Source organism: Streptomyces sp. XD-27, assembly GCF_030553055.1.
In the GTDB taxonomy this organism is placed as follows: Bacteria; Actinomycetota; Actinomycetes; order Streptomycetales; family Streptomycetaceae; genus Streptomyces.
On sequence record NZ_CP130713.1, the window covers coordinates 3,306,612 to 3,332,518 of the forward strand.

Below are 25,907 nucleotides of genomic sequence, written 5' to 3' on the forward strand. Positions count from 1 at the left end.
TCCCACCCGATCGGACCGGGCACAGGATGTCGGGTCCGGGAGGGTGCGGCCTTCCTAACGTGAGGGACGTAAGGGAAGGAGACCGAGGTGCTGGAGCGGCTGAACGAGGCCCTGGAACACATCGAGTCGCATCTCGATCAGCAGATCGAGGTGGCCGAGCTGGCGCGGATCGCGGTGACGTCGGAGTACCACTTCCGCCGGATGTTCTCCGCGCTGGCGGGGATCTCGCTGTCGGAGTACATCCGGCGCAGGCGGCTGACCATCGCGGGCGCCGAGGTGCTCGCCGGAGAGCGGACGCTGCTGGAGATCGCGGTGCGATACGGCTACGGCTCGGGGGAGGCGTTCGCGCGCGCGTTCCGGGCCGTCCACGGTGTGGGCCCGGGCGACGCCCGGCGAACGGGCGCCTCACTGCGCTCCCAGCCTCGGATGTCCTTCCGCCTCATAGTCGAAGGGAGCAGCAGCATGCGATACCGGATCGTGGAGAAGGAGCAGTTCCGTGTGGTCGGCAAGAAGGCCCGCGTCCCCCTCGTGCACGAGGGCATGAACCCGGCGATCGCCGATTTCATCCGGAGCATCGACCAGGAGACGATGCGGCGCATCACCGCGCTGTCCGATCAGGCGCCGGAGGGGATCGTCGGGGTGAGCGACAACCTCGACCCGAGCCGGGCGGAGGGAACGGAACTCGACTACTACCACGGCGTGGTGACCGGAGCCGACCCTGCTCCGGAGGACCTGGACGCGCTCACCGTCCCGGCGGGGACATGGGCCGTCTTCGAGAACTCCGGGCCGTTCCCGCAGGCCCTCCAGTACCTGTGGCGGGACGTGTTCACGCAGTGGTTCCCCTCCAACCCGTACCAGAGCAGGCCGGGACCTGAGATCCTGCGCACCCGGCTGTCGCAGGACGCGGCACAGGCGGACGCGGAGCTGTGGATCCCGGTGGAGCGGACCGCGGACTGAGCAAACGGCGCGGCGGTGTCCCCCCGCGGGGGGAGGGGGACACCGCCGTACCACCGCTACCTCGACCGTGTCTGCATTCGGGGTGGGAATCGACCGCTCAGTCGGCGCGGCCCGTCGCCGCCACCGTCACACCCAGTCCGATCATCGCGAAGCCGCCCGCCCCGCCCACCATCGACAGGCGGCGGTCCGAGCGGGCGAACCACGAACGGGCCGCCGAGGCGCCCAGGCCCCACAGCGTGTCCGTGATCAGGCCGATGGCGACCGGGACCAAGCCCAGCACCATCATCTGGAGGGGGACATGGCCCGCCGAGTGGTCCACGAACTGCGGTAGCACCGCCGCGAAGAAGACGATGCCCTTCGGGTTGGTGACGCCCACGAGAATCCCGTCAAGGATCGTGCGCAGATCACCGCGCCGCTCACCCGCCGTCACCTCCATGTCCGCCGCACGCATCGCCTTGCGGTGCCGGAACGCCTGCACGCCCAGGTAGACGAGATACGCCGCTCCGGCCAGCTTCACGCCCATGAACACCGCCGCCGAGCTCTCCACCAGGGCGCCGAGGCCCCACGCCACAGCGATCACCAAGAGGTACGAGCCGACCAGGTTGCCGAGGACCGTCGCGAGTGCCGTGCGGCGGCCGTGCGCGAGCGCTCTGCCGATCACGAACAGCACGCTCGGCCCCGGAACCACGATCACCAGCAGCGACATCGCCGCGAACGCGAGCATGCTCTCCGTGGACACCATGTGGCCGTCACCTCCTGGATGCTTTTCAGGGGAATACAAACAGGTGGCGGACGGTCCCCTCTAGGGCTCGTCCACATGCCGATATCCGGCCACTCACGGACGCTGTCCCGGCCCCGGCCCCGGCACGCAGGTCGCTGACCAGATAGACCGGAACGAACGGCCTAGCCCTTCTCGCCCATGGCGGTACGGAGCCAGTCGAGGGAGTCCTGCCCGAGGAGCCCGTCCGCGAGGCGCCTCGCGGTCTCGGTCACCAACCGCTCGCGGCTGCTGTCGATCCACCGTTGGGTGTTCGCATAGCCCTGGGCCTTGTACTCGATCCCTTGCAGCAGGCATTCGAGTTTGTCCGCGTCCCGAGCGCATACGGCCTCGGCCGATTCCCTGGCCTCGTACTCCGAGACGACCGCCCGCACGGTCGAGGCGAGAGGCTCCGGCATGCCCACCGTCTGGGCGGCGGTCACCTCCCGTGGGTCGGTACTGGTGGCGTACCTCTTGCCGAGGTGGTTCACGTCTCCCGTACGGCTCTCCTGCGAGTCGTGCCAGACCGCCAGAAGGGCCGCTCGTGCGGGGTCCGCGCCCTCCAGCGTGGCGATGATCGAGGCGATGAGCGAGGTGCGCCACGCATGCTCGGCGACGCTTTCCGGATCGCGCACCCCGGCCATCCACCAGCCGGTGCGCCGTGCATGCTTCAGCGTCCCGGCCTCGAAGAGAAAGCGCGCCACCGCTTGAAGTTCGTCAGTCACCGTCCGTCTCCTGTCGCGGGGGATAGAGGGATGAGAGGGATACGCGTGTACGCGCCATCGCGTCGTAGCGCGGCGTGTCAGGGAACGGAACGAGTTCGCCCGCCCACAGGTAACTCCGCTGGTCGCCCCGCTTGGCAACCCCGCTCACGACTTCGGCGGGCTCCCACGGCCACGCGCCGACCTCACCGCGTCCGTGTACAACTCCGTGGTGAGGTCGCCATCGGCGACGCCGAGTTCTCGCAGCACGCCGCGCACCGCGACAAGCGCGGCCTGCACGTCCCCTTCATGCGCGACGAGGGTTTCCACCTCGATGAACGTCCCGCCGATCTCCGGTACGCGGACCAGCGTGGCGAGCATGCGGCGGCCCAGCGCATCGAACTCGTAGTTCCTGCACCGTTTCTGGAAAGCGATGGCCGGCGCGTATCCGAGGCCGCGCAGCATCGCGTGGACCGCCTCGACGTCCCTCACACGCGTTTCGTGCTCCGGCTTCGAGCCCGAGGCCTCGTCGACCTTGGGGCCCTTGAACGTGAGGAGCGAGTGGGTCTCGTGCGCACCGTGCACGGTCCGCACCCGCAGTTCGCGGTCGGATGCGCCGAGGCTGCCGGACAGATCGTCGTAGTAGGTGTCGTGATACACCTCCGGCCGCCCGGTGGCGCGTTCCTCCAACGCGCGCAGCATGGTCTCCGGTACGCGCACCCGGGCTTTCAGCTCCGCTTCGATCATCTGCCGCGCCTCTCCGCTCGGCGGCTCCCCAGCTCCACGATCACCAACGTGCCCCGGCTGCCCGGCCGGACCGCGTGGGGCGTACCCGCCGGGATCAGATACAGCTCGCCCGATCGCACCGTCACCGGACGGCCCGCTACGGCGAGTTCGAGCCGGCCGTCGAGGACGAGCAGCGCTTCGGGGGCCTCGTGGCTCTCCTCCGCCAGCGGCAGTTCGTCCATCCGCAGCACCTTCACGCAGGCGGAGCCCACCCGTCCGAGGACGAGTGAGCTCCATGCCTGCGGGAGGCCCGCCGCCGTCTCGTTCAGATTGACCGGACTGACCGGACTGACCCGACCACCCACCATGCGTCGCTCCCGCTGACTTTCGACGATCTCAAGGACGTCTTCGACGCTATGTGGCCCCGGCCTCCGGTTGGTCGACCGTTCGGCAAAGGATACGGAGCCCGCCGAGTCCTGCTGCCGATCCTGGTGGCGCGTAGCGCGTAGGGGGAGCTCAGGACGCAGCCGCCCGGCAGTCGCGGCAGCGGCTGTGCTCGGCGGAGCGGAAGGCGCGGTCGCAGCCGGGGCAGTTGCGGAGCGCGACGACCGCCGGTCGGGCCGGTCCCCTCAAGGCCGACGGCACTCCGGGGTGGACGCGCCCGGCGGGCGGGAGAAGTTCGCGGAGGCGGTAGGCGATCAGTCCGGTCGGGCGGCCCTTGAAGCGCTCGGGCAGGCCGGTGACAACCGCGTCGATGATCTCGGTGGGCCAGGCCACGCGCTCCAGCCACAGGTCCACGAGGGGCGCGAGGTGCGCGATCTCACGTGCGGAGAGAGCGAGTCGGGGATCACGGGTGCGCAGAGCGACCAGGACGCCGATGGCGGCGGGGCTGGGCGGCGGGTCCTCGTCCCACTTGGCCGGGTCCAGCGGTACGGGCGCGTGCGGGTCATCAGGGTCTGAGGGTGCGAATGCGGGTGCGGGTGCGGATGCGGGATCGGGTGCGGGATCGGGTGCGGGTGCGGGATCGGGTGCGGGGTTGGGACCTCGTACGGCCTCGGCCACGGCCTCCTCGGGCTCGGGCTCGGGCTCGGGCTCGGGATCGGCAGCAGGGACAGGACCTGTCGTCATCGCGTCCTCGGGCGGTGCTGGGGCGGTAGGCGGGGCCGCACCCACGCGCGGCTTGTCGTAGAGGTAGGTCCTGGTGATCAGCCGACCGTCCGGCCCCCGCTCGACGCGGCGCTCCAGCCACCCCTCGGCCTCCAGCTCGTTGAGCGCGCGGCGGATCCGGATCTCGCCCTCTTCGAAGTGCCTGCACAGGGCCTTGATCGTGATCGATTCGCCGTCGGCGAGGGAGAAAATGTAGAGCGCGACGCCGCCGGTGACCGCGCTTCCGGGGCGCTGGGCGAGGCGGTTGGAGATGATCGTGAACTTGGACTTGTGGCGGTGGCGGATATGGATCACCCCGCCGGCGCGCGTGGGCGCGCTAGGCTGCTGGCTAGCCATCGGGAAGGTCCTGCTTCCTGATCGGTCAGGCCCTCGTTCGGGATTGCAGTCCCGGCCGGGGGCCGTTTCTGTGTGCGGTTGTCGTCGCTGAGCGTAACCCTGCCCGAGCGGCGATTGCACACAACTCACCCGTAAGAGTGAGGGATTGGGATGGGGGGTATTTCTACCGTTCCTCTAAGGGATCGCGCGGCCCACCGGCCCCCGGCCCACACGGACCTGGCCCCGCTCCACCGGCCCCCGGCCGCCCGAGCTCCGGCGCGACCTGCGCGCTTTCGTCGAGGCGAGAAGGCCAGATGCGGCGGACGGCGACACCGGTCTTACGATCCCGGGGGAAATTGAGGTCCGGACGTGCTGGCCTGCCGCGATATAGAGCTCGCTACATGTAGCCAGTGTTTAGAAAGTGGCCCTGGCGTCGAACGCGACGACGTAGGCAGGATCGTGAGTCATGCGTGCAGTTGTGTTCGACATGGATGGGACGCTGCTGGACAGCGTCCCCACGGTGTCCCGCGCGTACGCCGACGCGATTCGCTCGCTCGGCGGCCCGCCGGTCTCGCCGGATGAGGTGGTCGCCAGCTGGCATGTCGGCCACACAGAGCTGGTTCTCGCACACTTCCTCGGCCGTACCTGCGGCCCCGCCGAGGTCGAGCGCTTCCACGCTCACCTGGATCCGGCCGTCGCCGAGCTGCGGCCGTTCCCTGGCATACCGGCCCTGCTCGACGCAGTCGCCGATGCGGGCATGCGGCTGGGCGTATTCACGGCGGCCACCCGGCGAGTGGCTTCGAGCATGCTCGCTGCCGCCGGAATCGACGCTCGATTTGGGGTGGTCATCGCAGGCGACGAAGTCGACAGACCCAAGCCGGCGCCGGACGGGTTGTTGCTGGCGCTGCGGCAGCTCGGGGTTCCGGCCGAGGCAACTGCCTATGTGGGTGATGCTGAAGTGGACCTCGGCTGTGCCGACGCCGCGGGATCGCTGGGAGTGCACGCCAGGTGGGGTGCACGCGCCGGTGTCCGTGCCGGGGCTCACCCGGTCGCGCCGCGTCCGTACGACGTGCTCAGCCTGCTGGTGGCGCCTCGCAGGCGTACGGGCGAGGGCACGGCCCGCCAGGGCGGCTCCGGGACAGTGGCCCGCAGATCGGCAGATCAGTTGAGGCTCGCTAGTGAGGATGGGCAGTTGTGATCACTATTGGTTCGTTGCGCGAGGAGGATCGCGCCGCTTGGGAAGCGCTGGCGCGCGGTTACAAGGCGTTCTACCGCACCACGGTGCCGGACGAGGGCTACGAGCAGACTTGGCAGCGGCTACGGGGCGGCACCGAGTTCCACGGCATCGGCGCCTGGTCGCAAGGGAAGCTGGTCGGCATCGCACACTATTTGTTCCACCCGACGTTCTGGATGGAAGACAGCTGCTACCTCCAGGACCTCTTCGTCGACGAGGCGGCACGCGGCCGAGGCGTGGCACGGATGCTGATCGAGAAGGTGGCCGATGCATCGCGGGAGCAGGGGGCATCCCGCTTCTACTGGACCACTCAGGAGGACAACACCGCCGCCCGCGCACTGTACGACAAGGTAGCGAGCTTCAAGGGGTTCATACGCTACGACTACCCCATGGCTTGCGACCTGGGGGAAATGCTGGCGGGGGCCGGTCGGCAGTGACGTGAGAAGCGCCGTGCGGGTTAGGGGAGTTGTGAAGCTGACCTGGGCCCGCACGGCCTGCTCCCATCCTGCCCTCTCCGGTATCTCCCGCGCACACTTCGGCGAGTTGTTCGCCGAACTCGCCGACCCGTGGGAGGCGGCCCGACAGTCCACGCTGCGCGTGGCGCGGGGTGGTGAACGCAAGCGGGCGGCCGGAGCAGGACGCAAGCCGAAGCTGGTTCTTTACGACAGGCTGCTTCTCACGCTGGTACACCTGCGCCATCAGCTGCCGCACGAGGTCCTGGGTGAACTCTTCGACGTCGACCGCTCAACCGCCTCGGCGGCGATCCGGCAGGTCCGCCCGCTGCTCGCGGCACGCGGCTTCGCGGTGCCCGACCGGCCCGGGGTACGACTGCGGACGCTGGCCGACGTCTTCGCCTACGCCGAGGCCGAGGCCGTCGAACTGCGGCTCGACGGAGCTGAGACGCAGGTCAGGCGCCCACAGACCGACCGCCCCGGACGCCGGGCATTCGTCTCTGGCAAGCGGAAGCAGAACACGATCAAGACCACCACGTTCAGCGACGGACAGGGCCGGATGCTGCTGTCCGGGGTTGTACGGCCCGGCCGGATGCACGATCAGACCGCCGTGCGCACTGAGGGCATCGCCGAGCAGTTCCGGCTCCACCCGTCGGTGAAGTCCCAGGCCGACGCCGGGTATGCCGGGCTGGCCAAAGAGTTCCCCGACCAGGTCACCGCCCCGCCGAAGAAGCCGAAGGACGACGCGTGTGACGGCGACAAGCGGGCCTGGCACGAGGCACGGCGGAGACAGTCCTCCGCCCGGATCTGCATCGAGCACACCAACGCCGAGCTGCGGCAATGGGCGCCCCTGCGACGCTTCACCGGATCCCGTGACACCTACGCCGAGACCCAACTGGCGATCGCCAGCCTGGTCTCCGACCGCTCCGCGCGGCGCCCCACCCGCCGCCGGACCAGCACCGACCTCGTCCTCGTCCGCGACAGAACCTGATCACACCAGCCGAACTGTCAGGCCAGCACGTCCGGACCCCAATTTCCCCCGGGGTCGTTATTGGCGTAGGCCACGACGTCGGCCCTCCCGCCGTAGCCGCGGCGGGACGCTGCGTGTGTCGCCGTCAGCGGAGCGGCAGGATCATGGCGTCGTAGATGGGCGCGTCAGGGAACGGGATGAGTTCGCCAAGCCACTGGTAGCCCCACTCCTCGTACCGGGCGCGCACCCGTGGATGGGCACGCTCGACCAAGAGCGTGGCGCGCTCCTCATTCCGGTCGCCCATCAGCTCATCATGGATCCGCCGGGCTACTCCCGTGCCTCGCGCCTTGTCGGTCACCATCAGTTCGGACAGGGCGAATGTCCGGGCGCCTGTCTCCGTGACGGCGTCGGTGGGGACAGGGGTATGAAGCCCGTCCCACCAGCGGGTGCCGGGCTGGAGCGTGCAACCGTAGGCGAATCCGATCGGCGTGCCCGACGAGTAGCCGATGGCGGCCGCGAAGCCGGGGACCTCCATGTTCCAGCCAAGGCGCTCGTCGAACCTGGGCACGCTGTGGAACTCCTCGCCGAGCCGGTCCACGAACGCTTCGGCGTACACGCTGAGGATGTCGGGCCTGACGTCCGCCAGGTCTGCGGCGGTGCGATGTTCGACCGTCAGGTGCTCCATGTCACGCCTCCATGTCACGCGTCTGTTCCCAGAAGTCCGTTGCCGCATGCGCCTTCTTATGGGCGCCGATCTCGCGACGCAGATCGGTTAGCTTTCCCCGTACCCGTGCGCTTTCCACGTGCCCGCTCATGGCCACCGCGCGAGTAGCCGTGGCGACGGACTCTTCGAGCTCCCCGCTGTCAAGGAGCGTTTTGGCTTGCTGGACTGTGTAATAGAAGCGGTTCCGTTCGAACTGCGGTTCCAGCATGGTGAGTGCGCTGGCAGTGAGTTCGTGGGCACGCTGGTGGTTGCCAAGGGCTTGGTGGGCGGCACCGGCAAGCCCGGACAGCTCGGCGGGAGTGAGGAATGTCAGCCACGCATCCGGTCGTCCGGAGGTCCGGTCGTACGCGGCCTCCGCGCGAGCCAAGGACCGTTCAGCGCGCGAACGCTCGCCCGTGCGCGCGTGGCCGACCGCCTGGCGGCAGTGCAGCAGCGCCATGAGCCATGGATCCCCTTGGCCTGGCGCGTCTCCACCGCGGCCCGCCCGATTCGTACTGCCTCCTGCTCTCGGCCGAGCAATCGGGCCTGCATTGCCAGGTTTGACCAGACCCGGGCCTGCAACGAGCCGTCTCCGGCGAGAATCGCTGCTTGAAGCGCCTCGTTGTACAGGTCACTTGCCGCTCGTTGATGGCCTGCGTCGTAGGCGAACCAGCCTGCCGAAGCGGCCAAGTCACCTGCGGCGGCGTAGAGCTGCCTCTCGACCCGCTCACCGTAGGTGCAGAGGTTGAGGGCTTCATGCACGCGGACCAGTGCCTCTGCGGCAACGGCGTGGAGAGCACCGCCTCCGAGAGCGTGATCGTGTGCGTACAGCGTGGGGACGATGCTGCGGATGCGCGCGGCACCGGTGCTTCCTAAACGGCCGGCCGTGGGGATGGCGTCGATGCCGATCGCGGCCGTCAATCCAGCGGCGATGAACTCTCGGCGTCGCACGGGCTGTGGCTCCTTCGCGGGCGCCTGACGCGCCACGGGAGCAGGAGCGCGTGAGGACTTGCCTCGTGGCACGAACCCCATTGCGTCGGGGCTGCGGCCGAAGATCTCCTGCAAGGGTCGAAGGTAGCGCGCCCACGGCCATTGGACGTCGCCTGCGATCCAACGGCGGACGTGCCGATCGGTGCATGTGGTGCCCTCGCCGAACAGAGCCTCTGCCGTCCGATTGACCTCCTCTGCAAGTTCCTCGTGTGTGAAGCCGAACTCGCTCAGCAGCTCCTCCAGCTTCACGTTGCGCTGCTTCGACATGTCACGGCTCCCTCACGGCGACTCCGAGATCGGAGCACTTCGCGTTCGGTGGATCACAGAAAGTGTCCGGTCGTACGAGAGTAGCTGCCGTGTTTGTGTCCTGATGCCGCTCAGAGCACATCCGGTTTTCTCGAATCATGACGAGCACAGTGGACGTGTGGACACCGCCTGGCGGTATGGACATCCAGGCGTTAAGAGCAGGCCGTTGGTGGGACGCGGTGCGCGTGACCGAGCCGGTCGGGGCGCTGGCCCTGGGCGCGCTCGGCGACGACAGTGGCGCGGTCATCGCGGATCTGTACGGCCGGTCGCTGTACTGGCTGGTGGCGCCGGGAGCCGCCGCGGACTGGCGCCTGCCGCATGTGAGCGTGCTCGGGGCGAAGGCCCACGAGGTGACGTACGTGGGGGTGCCGCCAGCAGGGTGTGTGCGAGGGCCAGGGGTTCACTGGCGCGTGCCGTACGTCCCTGGCCGGTATCTCACCGAGCCGGACCGGCTCCACCGGGCGCTGCTGTCGGCCCTCGCACACGTGCAGGTCTGCCGCGGCTGCGACAAGCCCACGACCGAGCGTGCCCGTCGACGTGGTGCATGGCGGGAGCGGTCCCGGCCACACCGTCTACGCCTGCCCGCCGTGTGCACCGGTGTTCCGTGTGCGGCGCGAGGCGGTGCGGAGCCGGTGAGCACGGCCGACGCCGCCCATGTCGAGGTCCAGCGGCTGACCTTGGACCAAATCCAGGGCTGGTACTGCGCCCTGTGCGGGGCGCGGCTGTTCGCCGACCGGTCCCTTGGGCTCTTCGAGCTCACCTTCGGCCGTACGACAGAGACCGTCGAGCTGTGGGCCTGCGCGCCGTCCTGCGAAGCCGCCCGCCAGGCCAGGGCAAAGCGCCCCTCGTAAACCTCGCGGATCGCCCCACCACAAGACCCCCGCCCCGGCCGCCGCATGTCTTGCCGGACCTGGCGACCAGGGCGGGACGGGCCCCGCAAAAGGAGGCCCTTGGCAGTGCCCGACCGGCGCCCGGAACCCGCCGCGCGCCGACCACACAGCACAGGAGGTTCACGATGCGCCACCAGCGCGACGCGGTCAACCACGACCCGAGGACGACGACGGCCAGGGCGGCGGCCAGTCCGGCGGCTGCGGTGACGGCGACGGATGCGGTCGCCACTGACAGCAGACGGACACAACGGTCCCCGCCCCGGGGGCGGGGACCGCCTGCGATCGAGGATCCGCCATGACACGTACGCCGCACCACCACGCCTACCTCTGGGTCGGCAACGGACGCGCCCTCCTCAAAGACGGGCCCCGACGGCCCGTGCACCCCGAGTTCCGTACCGCCGACGCGCCACCCCTGGAGTGCGCCCACTGGCTCCTCAAACCCGCCACCCGCATCGCGGGGACCTTCGCCCCCGAGCCCGCCGCCGACTGGTACGACGCCCAGATCGCCCAGTACGCCGATGCCGTCACCGGCAGCTACGGGCCTGCCCCCGGACGTGCCGAGATCATCCGCAGCCTCACCGCCGGAAACGACATCGTCGGCGGCTGGTGGCTCACCGGCGGCCGGTTCCTCTCCCTGAACCTCATCGCCTGCCCCCACCGCGTACGACCCGACTACCCCTGCCCGCACCCGCACCGGCACCGGGCGGCCGGAGACGGCGAGTTCGAGAGCCGCGCCGCCGGTTGGGCGGCCGTTCGGTAGAGGGTGCGGCAGAGCGGAAAAGGCGGCAGCGGCGGCCCGTGGTGAGGAAGGCACCACCGGCCGCCGCTGCCGCGGCTTTTCATCTCAGGGGCGTCAGGGGATCCACTTCTTCCAGACCTCCGGGTTCTCCTTCACCCACTTCTCCGCCGCGTCCTCCGGTGCCATCCCGTCCGACGCGATCAGCTCCGAGACCTCGTTCTGGCTCTCCTTCGTCCAGCGGAAGTTCTTCAGGAACTTCGCCGCCTTGCCGCCGTTCTTCGCGAAATCCGCGTTGAGGTGCTTCTGCAGCGGCGTCGTGGGGTAGGCGCAGTCGACCGTCTTGGGATCCTCCGCGCCCTTCTCCGCGCACTCGTCCGTGTACTTCGGCAGCTTCACCTCGACCATCGGCACTTCGTTGAAGAGCCACTGCGGCTCGTACCAGTAGGTGAGGAACGGCTTCTTCTTCTTGGCGAACTGCTTGATCTGGGTGATCTGCGCCGCCTCCGACCCCGCGAAGACCACCTTGTAGTCCAGGTCGAGGTTCTTCACCAGCGCGTTGTCGTTGGTGATGTACGACGGCGAGCCGTCCATGAGCTGGCCCTTGTCGCCGCTCTCGGAGGTGCGGAACTGGTCGGCGTACTTGTTGAGGTTCTTCCAGTCGGTGACGTCGGGGTGCGCGTCGGCGAAGTACTTCGGTACGTACCAGCCGATGTGGCCGGTGACGCCGAGGTCCCCGACGTTCGCGATGGTCTTCTTGTCCTTGACGTACCGCTGTTCCTGCTCCGGGTGGCCCCAGTCCTCCAGCAGGGCGTCCACCCGGCCCTGGCTGAGCGCGTCCCACGCCGGGATCTCGTCGACCTGGACGGTGTCGACGCGGTAGTCCAGCTCGTGTTCGAGCAGGTACTGGGCGACGGCGACGTTGGCCTGCGCGCCGACCCAGGACTGGACGGAGAGCGTGACCGTGTTCGCGCCGTCCACGTTCGCGTACGGCGAGGACTGCTTGGACATGTCGGCCTTGCCGCAGCCGGTGGCGGTGACGGCGAGGAGGGCCGCGGCGGCGGTGGCCGCCGCCGCGGTCATCGTTCTGCGCATGTGCATACGGGCCATGTCAGGCCCCCTTCCGTGAGCGGCGCGCCGTCGGCTGCGTCACCCGGTCGAGCATCAGTCCCAGGCAGACGATCGCGACGCCCGCGACCATGCCGGTGGCCGGGTCGCCCTGGGCCAGGCCGGCGAGGACCTGGTAGCCGAGCGCGCCGGAGCCGACCAGGCTGCCGATGACGACGACGGCGAGGACCAGGACGACGCCCTGGTTGACGGCGAGCAGCAGCGCGGGGCGGGCCAGCGGGAGCTGGACCTGCCACAGCTGCTGGCGCGGCGTGGCGCCGAGGGAGCGCGCGGACTCCAGTGCTGCCGGGTCGACCTGCCGCAGCCCCTGGGTGGTGATGCGGATGACGGCGGGCAGGGCGTAGACGATGGCCGCGGCCGCCGCCGGGGCCCGGCCGACGCCGAACAGGGCGACCACCGGGATCAGGTACACGAACTGCGGCATCGTCTGGAAGACGTCCAGGACGGGGCGGAGCAGCCGTTCCAGGCGGGGGCTGCGGGCCGCCGCGACGCCGATGGCGAAGCCGAGGACGAGGGTGACGGCGAGGGCCGCCAGCACCTGGGAGAGGGTGTCCATGGACGGCTCCCACACGCCGAGCACGCCGATCGCGGCCATGGCGAGGGTGGCGGTCAGGGCGGTGCCCCAGGTGCCGATGAGCCAGGCCAGGGCGGCGACGATCAGCAGCACCGACCACCACGGCAGGGCCAACAGGCCGTCACGCAGCGGGTCGAGGACCCAGCGGACGTAGCGCGAGGCCCAGTCGGCGGTGCCGCCGACGACGGGCACCCCGGAGTACAGGTGGTCGACCATCCACTCCTTGGCGTCGTTGACGGGCTCGACGATGGCGACGGTCCAGCCGCCCGGCCAGGTCAGGGCGTCCATGGCGCGGCCGACGAGGGCCACCGCCGCGGTGCCGGCGGCGGCCGCGGCCCAGGCGGGCCAGCCGCGCAGCAGGCGGGGGCCGGTGGGTTCGGCCCCGGCGCGCTCGCCGGCCGCCGCCGTCGTACGGTCCAGGACGATCGCGAGCAGCACGATCGGGATGCCCGCGGCCAGCGCCTTGCCGACGTCGACGGTGGACAGCGCCTGGTAGACGCGGTCACCCAGACCGCCGCCGCCGATCATCGAGGCGATGACGGCCATGGAGAGCGCCATCATGATCGCCTGGTTGACGCCGAGCAGGATCTCCTTGCGGGCCAGCGGCAGCCGCGCGGACAGCAGCCGCTGCCGCCCGGTGGCGCCGAGCGAGGCCACGGCCTCCAGCACGCCGGCGTCCGCCTGCCGCAGTCCGAGCGCAGTGAGCCGGGCCATCGGCGGAGCCGAGTAGACCACGGTCGCCAGCACCGCGCCGGGCACGCCCATCCCGAAGATCATGACGACCGGCAGGAGGTAGGAGAAGGCGGGCAGCACCTGCATGGTGTCCAGGATCGGCCGCAGCGCCCGGTGCGTACGGTCCGACAGCCCGCCCGCGAGGCCGAGCAGTCCGCCGATGACGACCGAGGCGGTGACGGCGACGACCATCAGCGCCAGCGTCTGCATCGTCGGCACCCACATGCCCAGCAGCCCGCACACGGCGAAGGAGGCCGCGGCGGTGACGGCGACGCGCACCCCCGCGACGCGCCAGGCGAGCAGGGTGGCCGCGGCCGTGGTCCCGGCCCAGCCGAGGGCCAGCAGCACGACGTAGACGGCGCGGACGCAGACGATGATCGCGTTGCTGATGTGGCCGAAGAAGTAGACGAAGAGCGGGTGGGTGTCGCGGTTGTCGATGATCCAGTCGCTGGCGTCGCCGAGCGGCTCGGACAGGTCGACGGTCAGCGCGTCCGGCCACGTACCGCTGGCCCACTTGGCGTGTGCGAGGGGTATGAGTACGGCCGCGAGCAGCGCGAGGACGGCCAGCTTGCCGAGCGCGGGGCGCGCCCGGAAGGCGGCCAGCGGAGAGCCGGCGGCCGGGGCGGGCGCGGCAGCGGCGGCCTGCTTGGCGCCCGGGTCCGCGCCGCTGTCGCGGGTCGGCTCGGGCAGGGTCGGGGTGGTGGCCGTACTCATGCGGTCCTCCCCAGGCCGGGGTGCGCGGCCCGTCGGGGGCCGCCCATGAGCGCGCGGAGTCGTCGCATACGCGCGGCGTGACGCTCAGGGCGCGCGGCCTCCGGACGCGCGGCGCCGCCGCGCGGCGCGACAGCCGTACGCGCCGTGCCGGCGTCGGTGGCGGTCAGCCGTCTGACACGCGCCGCATGGCGGGCCGCCGTCGTGCGGCGGCCGGGGGCGCACCGTTCGTGCCGGTGCCGAAGGGCGGGGGTCACGCGGCCACCTCCTCCCGGGGCAGGCCCGCGACCACGGCGAGCAGGCACTCGTGGTCGACCACCCCCAGGCAGCGGCCGTCCTCGATGACGCAGGCCGCGCTGCCGATGTGGGCGACGGTCTCGATGGCGTCGACGACGGCCGTGTCGGGGGCGAGGGCGCCGGGGTGCTCCTGGCCGCCGCAGTCCCCGGCGCGCATGGCGGTGCGCACCGTCATGACCTGCTCGCGCGGCACGTCGCGGACGAAGTCCCGTACGTAGTCGTCGGCCGGGGAGCCGACGATCTCCTCGGGCGTGCCGAGCTGCACGATCCGGCCGTCGCGCATCAGCGCGATGCGGTCGCCGAGGCGCAGGGCCTCGTTCAGGTCGTGCGTGATGAAGACCATGGTGCGGCCCTCGTCGTGGTGCAGGCGGATGACCTCCTCCTGCATGTCGCGCCGGATCAGCGGGTCGAGGGCGCTGAACGGCTCGTCGAACAGCAGCACTTCGGGGTCGGCGGCGAGCGCGCGGGCCAGGCCGACGCGCTGCTGCTGGCCGCCGGAGAGCTGGCCGGGGCGGCGGTGCTCCAGTCCGGCGAGGCCGACCTTGTCCACCATCTCGGCGGCCTTGGCGCGGCGTTCGGCCTTGGCCACGCCCTGGATCTCCAGGCCGTAGGCGACGTTGTCGAGGACGGTGCGGTGCGGCAGCAGGCCGAAGTGCTGGAAGACCATGGCGGCCCGGTGGCGGCGCAGGTCGCGCAGCCGGTTCTTGTCCATGCCGAGCACGTCCTCGCCGTCGATCTCCAGGCTGCCGGAGGTCGGCTCGATGAGGCGGGTCAGGCAGCGGACGAGGGTGGACTTGCCGGAGCCGGACAGGCCCATGACGACGAAGACCTCACCCTGCCGTACGTCGAAGGAGACGTCCCGGACGGCGGCGGTGCAGCCGGTGCGCTCGCGCAGTTCGGCCGGGGAGAGCTCCGCCTCGGCACTGCCGGGGACGCGGTCCGCCTTGGGACCGAAGACCTTCCACAGGTTGCGGACGGAGAAGACGGGCTCGCCGGCGGCGGCCTCGGTGACAGACGCAGCGGCGGCCTCCGTGGCGGACGCAGCGGCGGCCTCGGTGGCGGACGCGGCGGCGGCCTCGGCGGCGGACGCGGCGGCGGCCTCGGCGGCGGTCTTCGTGGCAGACGCGGCGGCGGCCTTCGTGGCGGACGCGGCGGTGGTCTCGTTCGCGGACGTGGCGGATGCGGCCTTGGGGTCGGCGTTCATCACGCCTCACCTCCTTGGTTGGTGGCTTCGGCGAGCAACTCGGCGGCCTTCTCCCCCACCATCAGCACGCCGATCATCGGGTTGACCGCGGGGATCGTCGGGAAGACGGAGGCGTCGACGACGCGGATCCCGTCCAGGCCCCGGACCTTCAACTCGGGGTCGACCACGGCCATTCGGTCGTCCTCGGCGCCCATCTTGCAGGTGCCCGCCGGGTGGTAGACGGTGTGGTGCGCCTTCCGCAACAGCTCGCTCAGGCGCTCGTCGTCCGTGACGTCCGGGCCGGGGAAGACCTCGCGCTTGAGCCACTTGGCGAACGGCTCGGTCCGCGCGATCTCACGGGCGATCCTGACGCCGTCGACCAGGGTCCGCGCGTCGTAGCCGTCCTCGTCGGTGAAGTAGCGGAAGTCGAGGGCGGGGTGGGCCTCCGGGTCGGCGGAGGTGAGGTAGAGCCGCCCGCGGGCGCGGGACTTGGGGATGTTGGGGGTCATCGACACGCCGTGCTCGGGCCGTTCGTAGCCCAGCCGCTCGGGGTTGTCGGTGAACGGGATCTGGTAGAAGTGGAACATCAGGTCGGGCGCGTCCTGCGCCTCGTCCCGCCGGACGAACAGCGCCGCGTCGGAGTCCATCGCGGAGTTCTCCGGCAGCGGCCCGTTGGTCTCCCACACGATCACCGACTCGGGGTGGTCCTGGAGGTTCTCGCCGACGCCCGGCAGGTCGTGCGCGACCGGGATCCCCAGCTCCTCCAGGTCCTTCCGCGGGCCGATGCCGGAGAGCAGCAGCAGCCGCGGCGAGTCGATCGCGCCGGCGCAGACCAGCACCTCGCGCCGGGCCGAGATCAGCCGCTCCTGGCCGTCCTTGGTCCGGACGTGCACGCCGGTGGCGCGCTTCCCGTCCAGCTCCAGCTTGTACGCCCACGTCTCCAGGAACAGCTCCAGGTTCGGCCGGTCCCCGGCCTCCATGTGCGGGTGGAGGTAGGCGACGGACGCGGAGGAGCGCTTGTTGTTCTCGGGGTGGTAGGCGAGGTCGAGGAAGCCGACGCCCTCGTGGAACGGCTCGTCGTTGAAGCCGATCACCTCGGGGATGTCGAGGGAGGACTTGACCGCGTCGATCCAGTCCTTGGCGATGGCGTTCTGGTCCTTCTCGGCGACCCGCACGATGTTGTTGCGGAGCTTGCCGAAGTACGGCTCCATGGCGGCCGCGCCCCAGCCGGTGGCGCCCTCGGCCTCCCACTCGTCCCAGTCGGAGGGCAGCGGCTTGAAGGCGATCAGGGTGTTGTGGGAGGAGCAGCCGCCGAGCACCTTGGCGCGGCTGTGCAGGATGTGCGAGTTGCCCTGCGGCTGCTCGACCGTCGTGTATCCGTAGTCGAGGTCACCGCCCAGCAGACCCAGCCAGCGGCGCAGGGTGAGGACGTCCTCGCGGTCGATGTCGGACGGGCCGCCCTCGATGACGGCGACCGTGGTGTCCGGGTTCTCGGTGAGCCGGGAGGCGATCACCGAACCCGCGGTGCCGCCGCCGATGACGACGTAGTCGTACTGGGACATGGGGAGGTACTCCTGTCGGTGGTGCAAAGGTGCGTCGCGTAATGGGGTTTGCGTAAGGGGGCTTGCCTAAGGGGGCTTGCGTCAGGGGGACGCGTCGGGCCGGAGGGGGAGCCGGTTCCAGGCTCGGGGGGGCGCCGGGCCGGTCTCCGCTCAGCCCGCGAACCAGCGGACCGGCCGGGGCCGCAGGTTCTCGTAGACGTGCTTGGACTCGCGGTACTCGGCCAGGCCGGTGGGGCCCAGCTCGCGCCCGATGCCGGACTTGCCGAAGCCGCCCCACTCCGCCTGCGGGAGGTAGGGGTGGAAGTCGTTGATCCATACGGTGCCGTGCCGCAGCCGGGCGGCGATCCGGCGGGCGCGGGCGGTGTCGGCGGACCAGACGGCGCCCGCCAGCCCGTACTCGGTGTCGTTGGCCAGCTCGACCGCCTCGTCCTCCGTACGGAAGGTCTCCACGGTCAGGATCGGGCCGAACGTCTCCTCCCGGACGACCCGCATCTCGCGGTGGCAGCCCTCTATGACGGTCGGCTGGTAGAAGTAGCCGGAGGCGGGGCGCTCGGCGGACGGGGCGGGCCGCCGGCCGCCGCAGCGCAGCCGGGCGCCCTCGGCGAGCGCGGAGGCCACGTAGCCCTCCGTCTTCTCCAACTGCGCCGCCGACACCAGCGGGCCGCACTCCACGCCCTTCTCGGTGCCGCGGCCGAGCCGGATCCGCTCGGCGCGGCGGGCGAGCTCGGCCACGAAGCGGTCGGCGACGGACTCCTCGACGATGAGCCGGGAACCGGCCGAGCAGACCTGGCCGCTGTGGATGAAGGCGGCGTTCAGCGCCTGGTCGACGGCGGTGTCGAAGCCCTCGTCGGTGGCACAGGCGTCGGCGAAGACGACGTTGGGGTTCTTGCCGCCCAGCTCCAGGGCGACCTTCTTGACGCTGTCGGCGGCGGCCTTCATCACCTTCGTACCGCTGGCGAGGCCGCCGGTGAAGGAGACCAGGTCCACGTCCGGGTGCTCGGCCAGCCGGGCGCCCACGGGGTCGCCGGCGCCGGTCACCAGGTTGCCGACGCCCGCCGGAAGCCCGGCCTCCACCAGCAGCTTCATCAGCTCGACGGTGGAGAGCGGCGTGACCTCGCTGGGCTTGATCACGAAGGTGTTGCCGGCCGCCAGAGCGGGGGCGATCTTCCAACTGGCCTGGAGCAGCGGGTAGTTCCAGGGCGTGATCATCGCGCACACGCCGACCGGCTCGTGGACGACGACGCTGTGGATGTCGGGGCTGCCCGCGTCCACGACGCGGCCGCCGGACTCGTTGACGACGAGGTCGGCGAAGTAGCGGAAGGCGTCGGTCACGCAGTCGACGTCGGTGCGCCCCTCTTCCAGGGTCTTGCCGGTGTCGCGGCTCTCGACCAGCGCGATCTCCTCGCGGTCGCGCTGGAGCAGCTCGGCGACGCGGCGGAGCAGCGCGGCGCGCTCGGCGACGGGCGTACGGGGCCAGGGGCCGCTGTCGAAGGCGCGGCGCGCGGCGGCCACGGCCGCGTCGGTCTCCTCGGTGCCGCCCTCGGCGACTAGGGCGAGTGTGGTGGCGTCGGCGGGGTCGAGGACCTCCCGCTGCGCGCCGGACGCGGCCGCTCGCCACGCCCCGTCCACATGAATGGTCTCGACTGCCGACACTGGTGCTCTGCCTTCCGGTTCGCGGGCCCTTCGCCCGTCGTTCTTCTCGCTGGTCACACACCAACGACTGGGGTCGCCTAACCGGGAGGTCGATTTGTATGCGTCATTCATGCGGGAATGTGGCCCGCATCACTGGATACGCGACCGGGCGCAGGCAGACTCACCCGCGGAAAGTAAGGTAAAGAGCCAGTAAGTAAGCATTTTTTGATCAAGGGGTAGGGCGTCCGATGACGAAGAAGTACGGGGCGTGGGCCCTGGCCGCGTGTGCGGCCATGGCGATGGGTCTCACCGGCTGCGGCGGTGACGACAAGAAGGACGACAAGCCCACCAAGCCGCCGGCGCCGGCCACCAACGGCGTGGAGAAGCTGACCGGCCCGGAGATCGCCGACAAGGCGAAGAACGAGCTCACGAGCGCTACGTCCATGCGGATCAACGTCAGCGGCAAGGACGAGGGCGCCGCCATGAACATGAACATGATCATGGACACCAAGGGCGACTGCCGCGGCTCGATGACCACGGCCGAGGGCGCGTTCGAGCTCGTCAAGCTCGGCGACAAGGTGTGGATGAAGCCCGACGAGCAGGCCATGAAGTCGATCTTCGGCGACGACAAGGAGGTCCAGAAGCTCCTCCACGGCAAGTGGATGTACGGCACCACCACGGCCGACAAGGACCTCAAGGACATGACCGCCGTGTGCGACCTCAAGGGCCTGCAGGCGAGCGCGGGCGGGAGCAGCGAGTCGAACAAGACCTTCACCAAGGGCGCCGTCACCACGCTGGACGGCCACCAGGTCATCCCGGTCAGCGGCAAGAACCGCTCCGGCGAGCCGATCACGCTCAGCGTCGCGCTGGAGGGCAAGCCCTACCCGGTGAAGATCGTGAAGACCGGGGCCGACGCGTCGACCAGCACGCTGTCGGACTTCGAGAAGCCGGTCGGGACCCAGACCCCGCCGGAGATGGAGACCATCGACATGGACGAGCTGGCGAAGTCGTCCGGCTGACCTGAGGGCCTCCGGGCCCGCACACGCCCGACGGGCGTCCCCACCCCCCACGTCGGAAACGGCACAAGGGCCGTGACCCGGATCAGATCCGGGTCACGGCCCTTCGCTTTGGTACGGCTGTCGAAGCGGTGCGGCTACGGGAGCTGCTACGGCTCCTGGACGGTGCGGCCGTCAGATGAGGCCGAGGCCGCGCACGGCCTCGCGCTCCTCCTCCAGCTCCTTCACCGACGCGTCGATGCGGGCCTGGGAGAAGTCGTTGATCTCCAGGCCCTGGACGATCTCGTACTTGCCGTCCTTGCAGGTGACCGGGAAGGAGGAGATGAGGCCCTGCGGAACGCCGTAGGAGCCGTCCGACGGGATGCCCATCGAGGTCCAGTCGCCCTCGGCGGTGCCGTTCACCCAGGTGTGGACGTGGTCGATGGCGGCGTTGGCGGCGGAGGCGGCCGAGGACGCGCCACGCGCCTCGATGATCGCGGCGCCGCGCTTGGCGACGGTCGGGATGAAGGTGTCGGCCAGCCACTGCTGGTCGCCCACCACCTCGGCGGCGTTCTTGCCCGCGACCTCGGCGTGGAAGATGTCCGGGTACTGCGTCGCGGAGTGGTTGCCCCAGATCGTCAGCTTCTTGATCTCGGAGACCGGGGCGCCGGTCTTCTGCGCGAGCTGCGAGATGGCGCGGTTGTGGTCCAGGCGGGTCATCGCGGTGAAGCGCTCGGCCGGTACGTCCGGCGCGGCGGCCTGCGCGATGAGCGCGTTGGTGTTGGCCGGGTTGCCGACCACCAGGACCTTGATGTCGTCCGCGGCGTGGTCGTTGATGGCCTTGCCCTGCGGCTTGAAGATGCCGCCGTTGGCCTCCAGCAGGTCACCGCGCTCCATGCCCTTGGTGCGCGGGCGGGCGCCGACCAGCAGCGCCACGTTGGCACCGTCGAAGGCCACGTTCGGGTCGTCGGAGATGTCGATGCCGCGCAGCAGCGGGAACGCGCAGTCGTCCAGTTCCATCGCGGTGCCCTCGGCGGCCTTGAGACCCTGTGGGATCTCCAGCAGGCGCAGCTTGACCGGCACGTCCGCGCCGAGAAGGTGACCGGAGGCGATGCGGAAGAGCAGCGCGTAGCCGATCTGGCCGGCGGCGCCGGTGACGGTGACATTAACGGGAGTGCGGGTCATGGCGGTCTCCTGCGCTGTGTTTTCTGATCGATCTCTTGGTGTCGAGATACCGGGCGTCAGGCTATCCGACCCTGACGCACCGGAGCCCCGCCGCCCCTCTGTGTCCCTGCTCACCGCGCCGCGTTCGTACGGGTGCCCGCTCGGGGGCGTATCACGCAGACGGCGGCCGTCTGCTCGCTAGGAGGGGGAGCGCAGACGGCCGCCTGGCGGCACCCGTGGGGGGTCGGGCTGCGCCTGCCCCGAATCCGCCGGCGCATGCCCCCCAATCGGGGGATAGTTTCGGCCAGAACGGTTGACCGGTTCTCCGCCTCCGGCGTCGCGGGTCGGCAGGAAGTCCTGCTCCCCGGACCCCAGAAGCACGGCGTCGCCTCCGGCGATCGCGGCGACGAGCCGCACCCGGTCCGGCAAGGCGGTCGCCAGCATCATCGTGCGGACGACGCCGTCCGTCGCGGGCAGCGTCCGCGCGCTGCCGTGCTCCGACTCGATGAACAAGGACATGGCCTGGGCCTCCTCCTCGGCCTCCATCTCGCCCCACGCGGCGTGGCAGCGCGCGCTGTACCAGATGCGTAACCCCACCTGGCGCACCCTCGCCTGCGTCAGCCGCTTGCGGTCGTCGTGGCAGTCGTATGCGGCGGGGTCGCGGTTCGAACACTCCACTGCCCGGCAGCGCTTGACCTCCTCGGTGCGGTCCCGGTCCCGGTCCCCGAAGGCGGCGGCCGCACCCCCCACGGCGGCGAGCACGCCGACGCCGGCCAGCAGCACGGCCGTCAACCGCCCCCATCGCCGCGCGGGCGCGGGCGCAGGCGCCGGCCCGTCGCCCGGGACGTCCCGCGGTGCCTCTGCAGGCGCCTCGGCAGGTGGCGCCTCGGCCGCCTCGGCAGGCGGTGGCTCGGCAGCGGCGCCCGGTGGCTCCGGCGCCTCCCTGTCCCGCGCCCGCTCCCCTTCGCCGGTGCACGGCTCGTCACGTAGCCACGCCGCGTCCGCCAGTTCCCACAGCACCGTGAGCCGCCGCGGGTCCGCGCCTGCCACCGTGCCCAGCGCGAGCACCGCCTGCCGGGGCGGCATCTTCTGCCCGTTGAGGTACCGCTGCCATGACGACTTGCTGTACGCGGTCTTGTCCGCGAGCGCCACGAGGCTGAGGCCGGTGCGGTCCTTGAGCCGTCGCAGCTGTTCGACCAAGTGCCGTACTTCGGACGGCAGTTCCCCGGACAGTGCTGTCCATCGCGCCACTGTTCCACCCCCGTGTGGCCGCGTGTTTCCCCGTGCACAAGACGGACCACCGTCGCGGAGGGTTCCGCTCCGGTCAGCCGACGTCCCACTCCCGTCCCCGAACGGGCCTGACGCCATGGGCATTCCCGCAGGCCAGAGGGCGGGACGTCCCACAATGTCCCACGCTGCCCGCCGCCGGTGGCCGGCCGGGCGGCGCGACGCGCAGTCTCGGCAGGGCAAGCCGGGCGGCGCACCGCTCGCGCCGCCCGGTCCACGAATCAGGAGGAAGGAAACCCATCGATGAAGACCCGTAAGAGCCTCGCGCTCGCGACAGCCACGGTGGCGCTCGGATCCGGGCTCGCCCTGGCGGCCCCGGCCGCGCAGGCCGCCGAAGCGCCTGCCCGTACCACCGCGGCCACCGCGCCCCAGGGCGATGCCGATGCACGGGCCTGGCACCGGCTCTGGGGACCTCACGACATCAGCCAGGCGGAACTGATCAACGGCAACGGGAAGTGGACCTCCAACCGGTACCGGACGCCCACCTCCACGACCCGCGCGGTCCTGCGGTGCTGGAACACCCGGGAGAAGATGCGGGTGCGCATCTGGGACGTCGCGGACCAGCGGTGGGTCGGCAGCAGTGGCTGGACGTACTGCAACCCCAACCGCTCGATGATCGCCGAGGCGCGCGTGAACGTGAACCACAAGCTGCGCGTCCGCGTCGAGGGTGACCAGGGCGCGCGGGTGACCACGTACTACCGCGGCTGATCACGCACGACGGCGGCCCGTCCTCTCCACGGGGGAGGGGACGGGCCGCCGTCATGCGCGTGGGGCGCGGGTCACCGCACCGTGAAGTGGACCACGTCCTCCAGGAACGGGACCTCCAGCCACGGATCCGGCTGGGCCATCATCGCCAGCATCACGATCGCGAACCCCAGCCCGCCGTAGGTCAGCAGATCGGTGAAGCGCGACCGAACCGCCAGCATGCCGACATCGGGCAGCGTCCAGCGCAGAGCGGCGCCCAGCAGCAGCGAGAGCCCGATGACGATCGTTCCGGCGCGGAACGCGTCGAGGGCGACGATCAGCAGCCCGAGGCCCACCCCGGCCATCACCGTCAGCAGCGGCCACTGCCGTACGGGGGCGGGGGCGTCGCCCGGCGCGGCCCGGCCGCCGCCCTCCGGCCGCGCCGTGTCCCGCGTGATCAGCGGGAAGCGACGCGACTTCCGCGGTTCGGGAGCCGGTTTCCGCGATGCGGCAGCCATCAGGCCCTCCGTCGTCACACCCGCCTCAGCCGACATCGCCGATCCCGGCGGCGCGCTCGGCGGCCTCCACCACGTTGACGAGCAGCTGGGCGCGGGTCATCGGGCCGACGCCGCCGGGGTTCGGCGAGAGCCAGCCCGCGATCTCGGCGACGCCGGGGTGCACGTCACCGACGATCTTGCCGTTGGCGTCGCGCGAGACACCGACGTCCAGGACGGCCGCGCCCGGCTTGACGTCCTCGGGCTTGACCAGGTGCGGCACGCCCGCCGCGGCCACGATGATGTCCGCCCGCCGCAGGTGCGCGGCCAGGTCGCGGGTGCCGGTGTGGCACTGGGTCACGGTCGCGTTCTCGGAACGGCGGGTGAGCAGCAGCGGCATCGGGCGGCCGATCGTGACGCCGCGCCCGACCACCACCACCTCTGCGCCCGCGATCTCCACGCCGTGCTCGCGCAGCAGCGTGACGATGCCGTACGGGGTGCAGGGCAGCGGAGCCGGCTCGCCCAGGACCAGGCGGCCGAGGTTCATCGGGTGCAGGCCGTCCGCGTCCTTGGCGGGGTCCATCAGCTCCAGGACGCGGTTCTCGTCGATGCCCTTGGGCAGCGGCAGCTGGACGATGTACCCGGTGCACTCCGGGTCCTCGTTCAGCTCCCGGACGACCGCCTCGATCTCCTCCTGGGTGGCGGTGGCGGGCAGCTCGCGCTGGATCGAGGCGATGCCGACCTGGGCGCAGTCGCGGTGCTTCCCGGCCACGTACTTCTGGCTGCCGACGTCGTCGCCCACCAGCAGCGTCCCCAGGCCGGGCGTGACGCCCTTCGCCTTCAGGACCTCGACACGGGTGGCGAGGTCGGCTTTGATCGCGGCCGCGGTGGCCTTGCCGTCAAGAATCTGGGCGGTCATAGGTCCATCCTCCCGGATGCCGGGATGTCGGTGTCCATCAGGTCAGTGGAAGAAGTGGCGCGTGCCCGTGAAGTACATCGTCACGCCCGCCGCCTTCGCGGCCTCCACCACCTGCTCGTCACGGACCGATCCGCCCGGCTGCACCACGGCCTTGACGCCCGCGGCCGTCAGCACCTCCAGCCCGTCGGGGAAGGGGAAGAAGGCGTCGGAGGCGGCGTACGAGCCCTGCGCCCGCTCCTCGCCCGCGCGCTGCACCGCCAGCCGGGCCGAGTCGACGCGGTTGACCTGGCCCATGCCCACGCCGACGGTCGCCCCGTCCTTCGCGAGCAGGATCGCGTTGGACTTCACCGCGCGGCAGGCGCGCCAGGCGAACGCCAGCTCGGCCAGCTCGTCGGCGTCCAGCGGCTCGCCCGTGGCCAGGGTCCAGTTGGCCGGGGCGTCGCCGTCCGCCTGGAGCCGGTCCCGGGTCTGGAGCAGCACGCCGCCGTCGATGGGGCGGATCTCCTGCTCCTGGGCGGGGGCGTCCGGGACGCGCAGCACGCGGATGTTCTTCTTGCGGGAGAGCACCTCGACCGCGCCCTCTTCGTAGTACGGCGCGATGATGACCTCGGTGAAGATCTCGGCGACCTGCTCGGCCATTTCCACCGTCACGGGCCGGTTGACGGCGATGACGCCGCCGAAGGCCGACAGCGGGTCGCAGGCGTGCGCCTTGCGGTGGGCCTCGCCGACGTCCGCGCCGACCGCGATGCCGCAGGGGTTGGCGTGCTTGATGATCGCGACGCAGGGCTTGTCGTGGTCGTACGCCGCCCGGCGCGCGGCCTCGGTGTCGACGTAGTTGTTGTACGACATCTCCTTGCCGTGCAGCTGCTCGGCGCCGGCGAGGCCGCACGGGGCGCCCTCGGCGGTGAAGAGGGCGGCGGGCTGGTGCGGGTTCTCGCCGTACCGCAGCACGTTGGAACGCTGGAAGGTGGCGCCCAGGAACTCCGGGAAGCCCGTGGTGTCGTCCTCGTCGGCGCCGTAGCCGACCGCGAACCAGTTCGCCACGGCCACGTCGTACGCCGCGGTGTGCCGGAATGCCTCGGCCGCGAGCCGCTTGCGCGCCGGCAGGTCGAAGCCGCCGTCGGCGACCGCCTTCAGGACGTCCCCGTACCGCTCGGGGTTGACGACGACCGCCACGGACGGGTGGTTCTTGGCGGCGGCGCGGACCATCGACGGGCCGCCGATGTCGATCTGCTCGACGCAGTCGTCGGGGCTCGCGCCGGAGGCGACGGTCTCCCGGAACGGGTAGAGGTTGACGACCACCAGCTCGAACGGCTCGACGCCCAGCTCGGCCAGCTGCGCGCGGTGCGCCTCCAGTCGCTGGTCGGCGAGGATGCCCGCGTGAACGCGCGGGTGCAGGGTCTTGACCCGGCCGTCCAGGCACTCCGGGAAGCCGGTCAGCTCCTCGACCTTGGTGACCGGGACTCCGGCGGCGGCGATCCTCGCCGCGGTCGAGCCGGTCGAGACGAGCTGGACGCCCGCCGCGTGCAGCCCGCGGGCCAGCTCCTCCAGGCCCGTCTTGTCGTAGACGCTGACCAGGGCGCGGCGGATCGGGCGCCGGGTGGCGGACTCGGCGGTGGACTCGGCGTGGGTGGCGGTCAC

26 protein-coding genes are annotated in these 25,907 nt (G+C 71.0%); 8 read left to right on the forward strand and 18 right to left on the reverse strand.

Features of this window, described 5'->3' with window-relative positions:
• The first annotated feature begins 87 nt into the window (after positions 1–87).
• Entirely contained in the window at positions 88–957 is an 870-nt protein-coding gene (locus Q3Y56_RS13945; protein WP_304462245.1) for an AraC family transcriptional regulator, read from the forward strand.
• A 97-nt stretch (positions 958–1,054) separates the two neighbouring features.
• On the opposite strand, the gene Q3Y56_RS13950 is transcribed toward Q3Y56_RS13945, so the two are convergent.
• From Q3Y56_RS13950 to Q3Y56_RS13970, 5 genes are all read right to left on the reverse strand, one after another.
• Positions 1,055–1,699 carry a LysE family translocator gene (locus Q3Y56_RS13950; RefSeq protein WP_304462246.1) on the reverse strand — a complete coding sequence of 215 codons (645 nt, stop codon included), beginning with the start codon at positions 1,697–1,699 and terminating at the stop codon, positions 1,055–1,057.
• Between the two features lie 161 nt (positions 1,700–1,860).
• Positions 1,861–2,439 carry an HD family hydrolase gene (locus Q3Y56_RS13955; RefSeq protein WP_304462247.1) on the reverse strand — a complete coding sequence of 193 codons (579 nt, stop codon included), beginning with the start codon at positions 2,437–2,439 and terminating at the stop codon, positions 1,861–1,863.
• A gap of 144 nt (positions 2,440–2,583) precedes the next feature.
• On the reverse strand, positions 2,584–3,162 hold the full coding sequence (gene cyaB / locus Q3Y56_RS13960; RefSeq protein WP_304462248.1) for a class IV adenylate cyclase: 579 nt from the start codon (positions 3,160–3,162) through the stop codon (positions 2,584–2,586).
• Complete coding sequence (locus Q3Y56_RS13965) at positions 3,159–3,509, reverse strand: cupin domain-containing protein (protein ID WP_304462249.1); 351 nt, start codon at positions 3,507–3,509, stop codon at positions 3,159–3,161. The genes cyaB and Q3Y56_RS13965 overlap by 4 nt, the downstream gene beginning before the upstream one ends.
• Before the next feature lie 148 nt (positions 3,510–3,657).
• A complete protein-coding gene (locus Q3Y56_RS13970) occupies positions 3,658–4,644 on the reverse strand; it encodes a GntR family transcriptional regulator (protein WP_304462250.1) in 987 nt (328 codons plus the stop codon).
• A gap of 457 nt (positions 4,645–5,101) precedes the next feature.
• Here Q3Y56_RS13970 and Q3Y56_RS13975 point away from each other — a divergent pair, with 457 nt between their 5' ends.
• Genes Q3Y56_RS13975 through Q3Y56_RS13985 form a run of 3 tightly spaced genes read left to right on the forward strand, consistent with a single transcriptional unit; the run spans position 5,102 to position 7,300 of the window.
• Positions 5,102–5,821 (forward strand): HAD family hydrolase, encoded by a 720-nt coding sequence (locus Q3Y56_RS13975; protein WP_304462251.1) that lies wholly within the window; start codon positions 5,102–5,104, stop codon positions 5,819–5,821.
• The gene (locus Q3Y56_RS13980; protein WP_304462252.1) at positions 5,818–6,294 is read left to right on the forward strand and encodes a GNAT family N-acetyltransferase; all 477 of its coding nucleotides are present in this window, start codon (positions 5,818–5,820) and stop codon (positions 6,292–6,294) included. The genes Q3Y56_RS13975 and Q3Y56_RS13980 overlap by 4 nt, the downstream gene beginning before the upstream one ends.
• Positions 6,295–6,325: 31 nt before the next feature.
• Entirely contained in the window at positions 6,326–7,300 is a 975-nt protein-coding gene (locus Q3Y56_RS13985; RefSeq protein WP_304462253.1) for a transposase family protein, read from the forward strand.
• Between the two features lie 124 nt (positions 7,301–7,424).
• On the opposite strand, the gene Q3Y56_RS13990 is transcribed toward Q3Y56_RS13985, so the two are convergent.
• The 3 genes from Q3Y56_RS13990 to Q3Y56_RS14000 all read right to left on the reverse strand — a co-directional run bounded on the left by Q3Y56_RS13990 (position 7,425) and on the right by Q3Y56_RS14000 (position 9,239).
• Positions 7,425–7,964, reverse strand: coding sequence for an N-acetyltransferase (locus Q3Y56_RS13990; protein WP_304462254.1), 540 nt, complete (start codon positions 7,962–7,964; stop codon positions 7,425–7,427).
• Between the two features lies 1 nt (position 7,965).
• The gene (locus Q3Y56_RS13995; protein ID WP_304462255.1) at positions 7,966–8,211 is read right to left on the reverse strand and encodes a hypothetical protein; all 246 of its coding nucleotides are present in this window, start codon (positions 8,209–8,211) and stop codon (positions 7,966–7,968) included.
• A gap of 101 nt (positions 8,212–8,312) precedes the next feature.
• Positions 8,313–9,239, reverse strand: a complete 927-nt coding sequence (locus Q3Y56_RS14000; RefSeq protein WP_304462256.1) for a hypothetical protein — start codon at positions 9,237–9,239, stop codon at positions 8,313–8,315.
• Between the two features lie 137 nt (positions 9,240–9,376).
• Here Q3Y56_RS14000 and Q3Y56_RS14005 point away from each other — a divergent pair, with 137 nt between their 5' ends.
• Together Q3Y56_RS14005 and Q3Y56_RS14010 are read left to right on the forward strand one after the other, a co-directional pair.
• A complete protein-coding gene (locus tag Q3Y56_RS14005) occupies positions 9,377–10,129 on the forward strand; it encodes a hypothetical protein (RefSeq protein WP_304462257.1) in 753 nt (250 codons plus the stop codon).
• Positions 10,130–10,463: 334 nt separating this feature from the next.
• Positions 10,464–10,928, forward strand: coding sequence for a hypothetical protein (locus Q3Y56_RS14010; protein ID WP_304462258.1), 465 nt, complete (start codon positions 10,464–10,466; stop codon positions 10,926–10,928).
• A 93-nt stretch (positions 10,929–11,021) separates the two neighbouring features.
• Here Q3Y56_RS14010 and Q3Y56_RS14015 read toward each other — a convergent pair whose 3' ends face one another.
• The 5 genes from Q3Y56_RS14015 to Q3Y56_RS14035 form a co-directional block, all read right to left on the reverse strand.
• Complete coding sequence (locus Q3Y56_RS14015) at positions 11,022–12,014, reverse strand: ABC transporter substrate-binding protein (protein WP_304462259.1); 993 nt, start codon at positions 12,012–12,014, stop codon at positions 11,022–11,024.
• 1 nt (position 12,015) lies between these two features.
• Positions 12,016–14,052 carry a proline/glycine betaine ABC transporter permease gene (locus Q3Y56_RS14020; RefSeq protein WP_304462260.1) on the reverse strand — a complete coding sequence of 679 codons (2,037 nt, stop codon included), beginning with the start codon at positions 14,050–14,052 and terminating at the stop codon, positions 12,016–12,018.
• Between the two features lie 250 nt (positions 14,053–14,302).
• Positions 14,303–15,550, reverse strand: a complete 1,248-nt coding sequence (locus tag Q3Y56_RS14025; RefSeq protein ID WP_304462261.1) for a glycine betaine/L-proline ABC transporter ATP-binding protein — start codon at positions 15,548–15,550, stop codon at positions 14,303–14,305.
• A complete protein-coding gene (locus Q3Y56_RS14030) occupies positions 15,550–17,091 on the reverse strand; it encodes a GMC family oxidoreductase (protein ID WP_304462262.1) in 1,542 nt (513 codons plus the stop codon). The genes Q3Y56_RS14025 and Q3Y56_RS14030 overlap by 1 nt, the downstream gene beginning before the upstream one ends.
• A 150-nt stretch (positions 17,092–17,241) precedes the next feature.
• Positions 17,242–18,744, reverse strand: coding sequence for an aldehyde dehydrogenase family protein (locus tag Q3Y56_RS14035; protein WP_304462263.1), 1,503 nt, complete (start codon positions 18,742–18,744; stop codon positions 17,242–17,244).
• 227 nt (positions 18,745–18,971) lie between these two features.
• Here Q3Y56_RS14035 and Q3Y56_RS14040 point away from each other — a divergent pair, with 227 nt between their 5' ends.
• Entirely contained in the window at positions 18,972–19,742 is a 771-nt protein-coding gene (locus tag Q3Y56_RS14040) for a hypothetical protein (RefSeq protein ID WP_304462264.1), read from the forward strand.
• A 171-nt stretch (positions 19,743–19,913) separates the two neighbouring features.
• On the opposite strand, the gene Q3Y56_RS14045 is transcribed toward Q3Y56_RS14040, so the two are convergent.
• Together Q3Y56_RS14045 and Q3Y56_RS14050 are read right to left on the reverse strand one after the other, a co-directional pair.
• A complete protein-coding gene (locus Q3Y56_RS14045) occupies positions 19,914–20,903 on the reverse strand; it encodes a malate dehydrogenase (protein ID WP_304462265.1) in 990 nt (329 codons plus the stop codon).
• Between the two features lie 177 nt (positions 20,904–21,080).
• A complete protein-coding gene (locus Q3Y56_RS14050) occupies positions 21,081–22,133 on the reverse strand; it encodes a helix-turn-helix transcriptional regulator (protein WP_304462266.1) in 1,053 nt (350 codons plus the stop codon).
• Between the two features lie 279 nt (positions 22,134–22,412).
• On the opposite strand from Q3Y56_RS14050, the gene Q3Y56_RS14055 reads away from it, so the two are divergent.
• Positions 22,413–22,877, forward strand: coding sequence for a hypothetical protein (locus Q3Y56_RS14055; RefSeq protein WP_304462267.1), 465 nt, complete (start codon positions 22,413–22,415; stop codon positions 22,875–22,877).
• A gap of 71 nt (positions 22,878–22,948) precedes the next feature.
• Here Q3Y56_RS14055 and Q3Y56_RS14060 read toward each other — a convergent pair whose 3' ends face one another.
• The 3 genes from Q3Y56_RS14060 to purH are packed head-to-tail and all read right to left on the reverse strand — an operon-like array spanning position 22,949 to position 25,907.
• Entirely contained in the window at positions 22,949–23,371 is a 423-nt protein-coding gene (locus Q3Y56_RS14060) for a DUF3017 domain-containing protein (protein WP_304462268.1), read from the reverse strand.
• Positions 23,372–23,396: 25 nt separating this feature from the next.
• Complete coding sequence (locus Q3Y56_RS14065; protein ID WP_304462269.1) at positions 23,397–24,266, reverse strand: bifunctional methylenetetrahydrofolate dehydrogenase/methenyltetrahydrofolate cyclohydrolase; 870 nt, start codon at positions 24,264–24,266, stop codon at positions 23,397–23,399.
• Between the two features lie 42 nt (positions 24,267–24,308).
• Complete coding sequence (gene purH / locus Q3Y56_RS14070; protein WP_304465606.1) at positions 24,309–25,907, reverse strand: bifunctional phosphoribosylaminoimidazolecarboxamide formyltransferase/IMP cyclohydrolase; 1,599 nt, start codon at positions 25,905–25,907, stop codon at positions 24,309–24,311.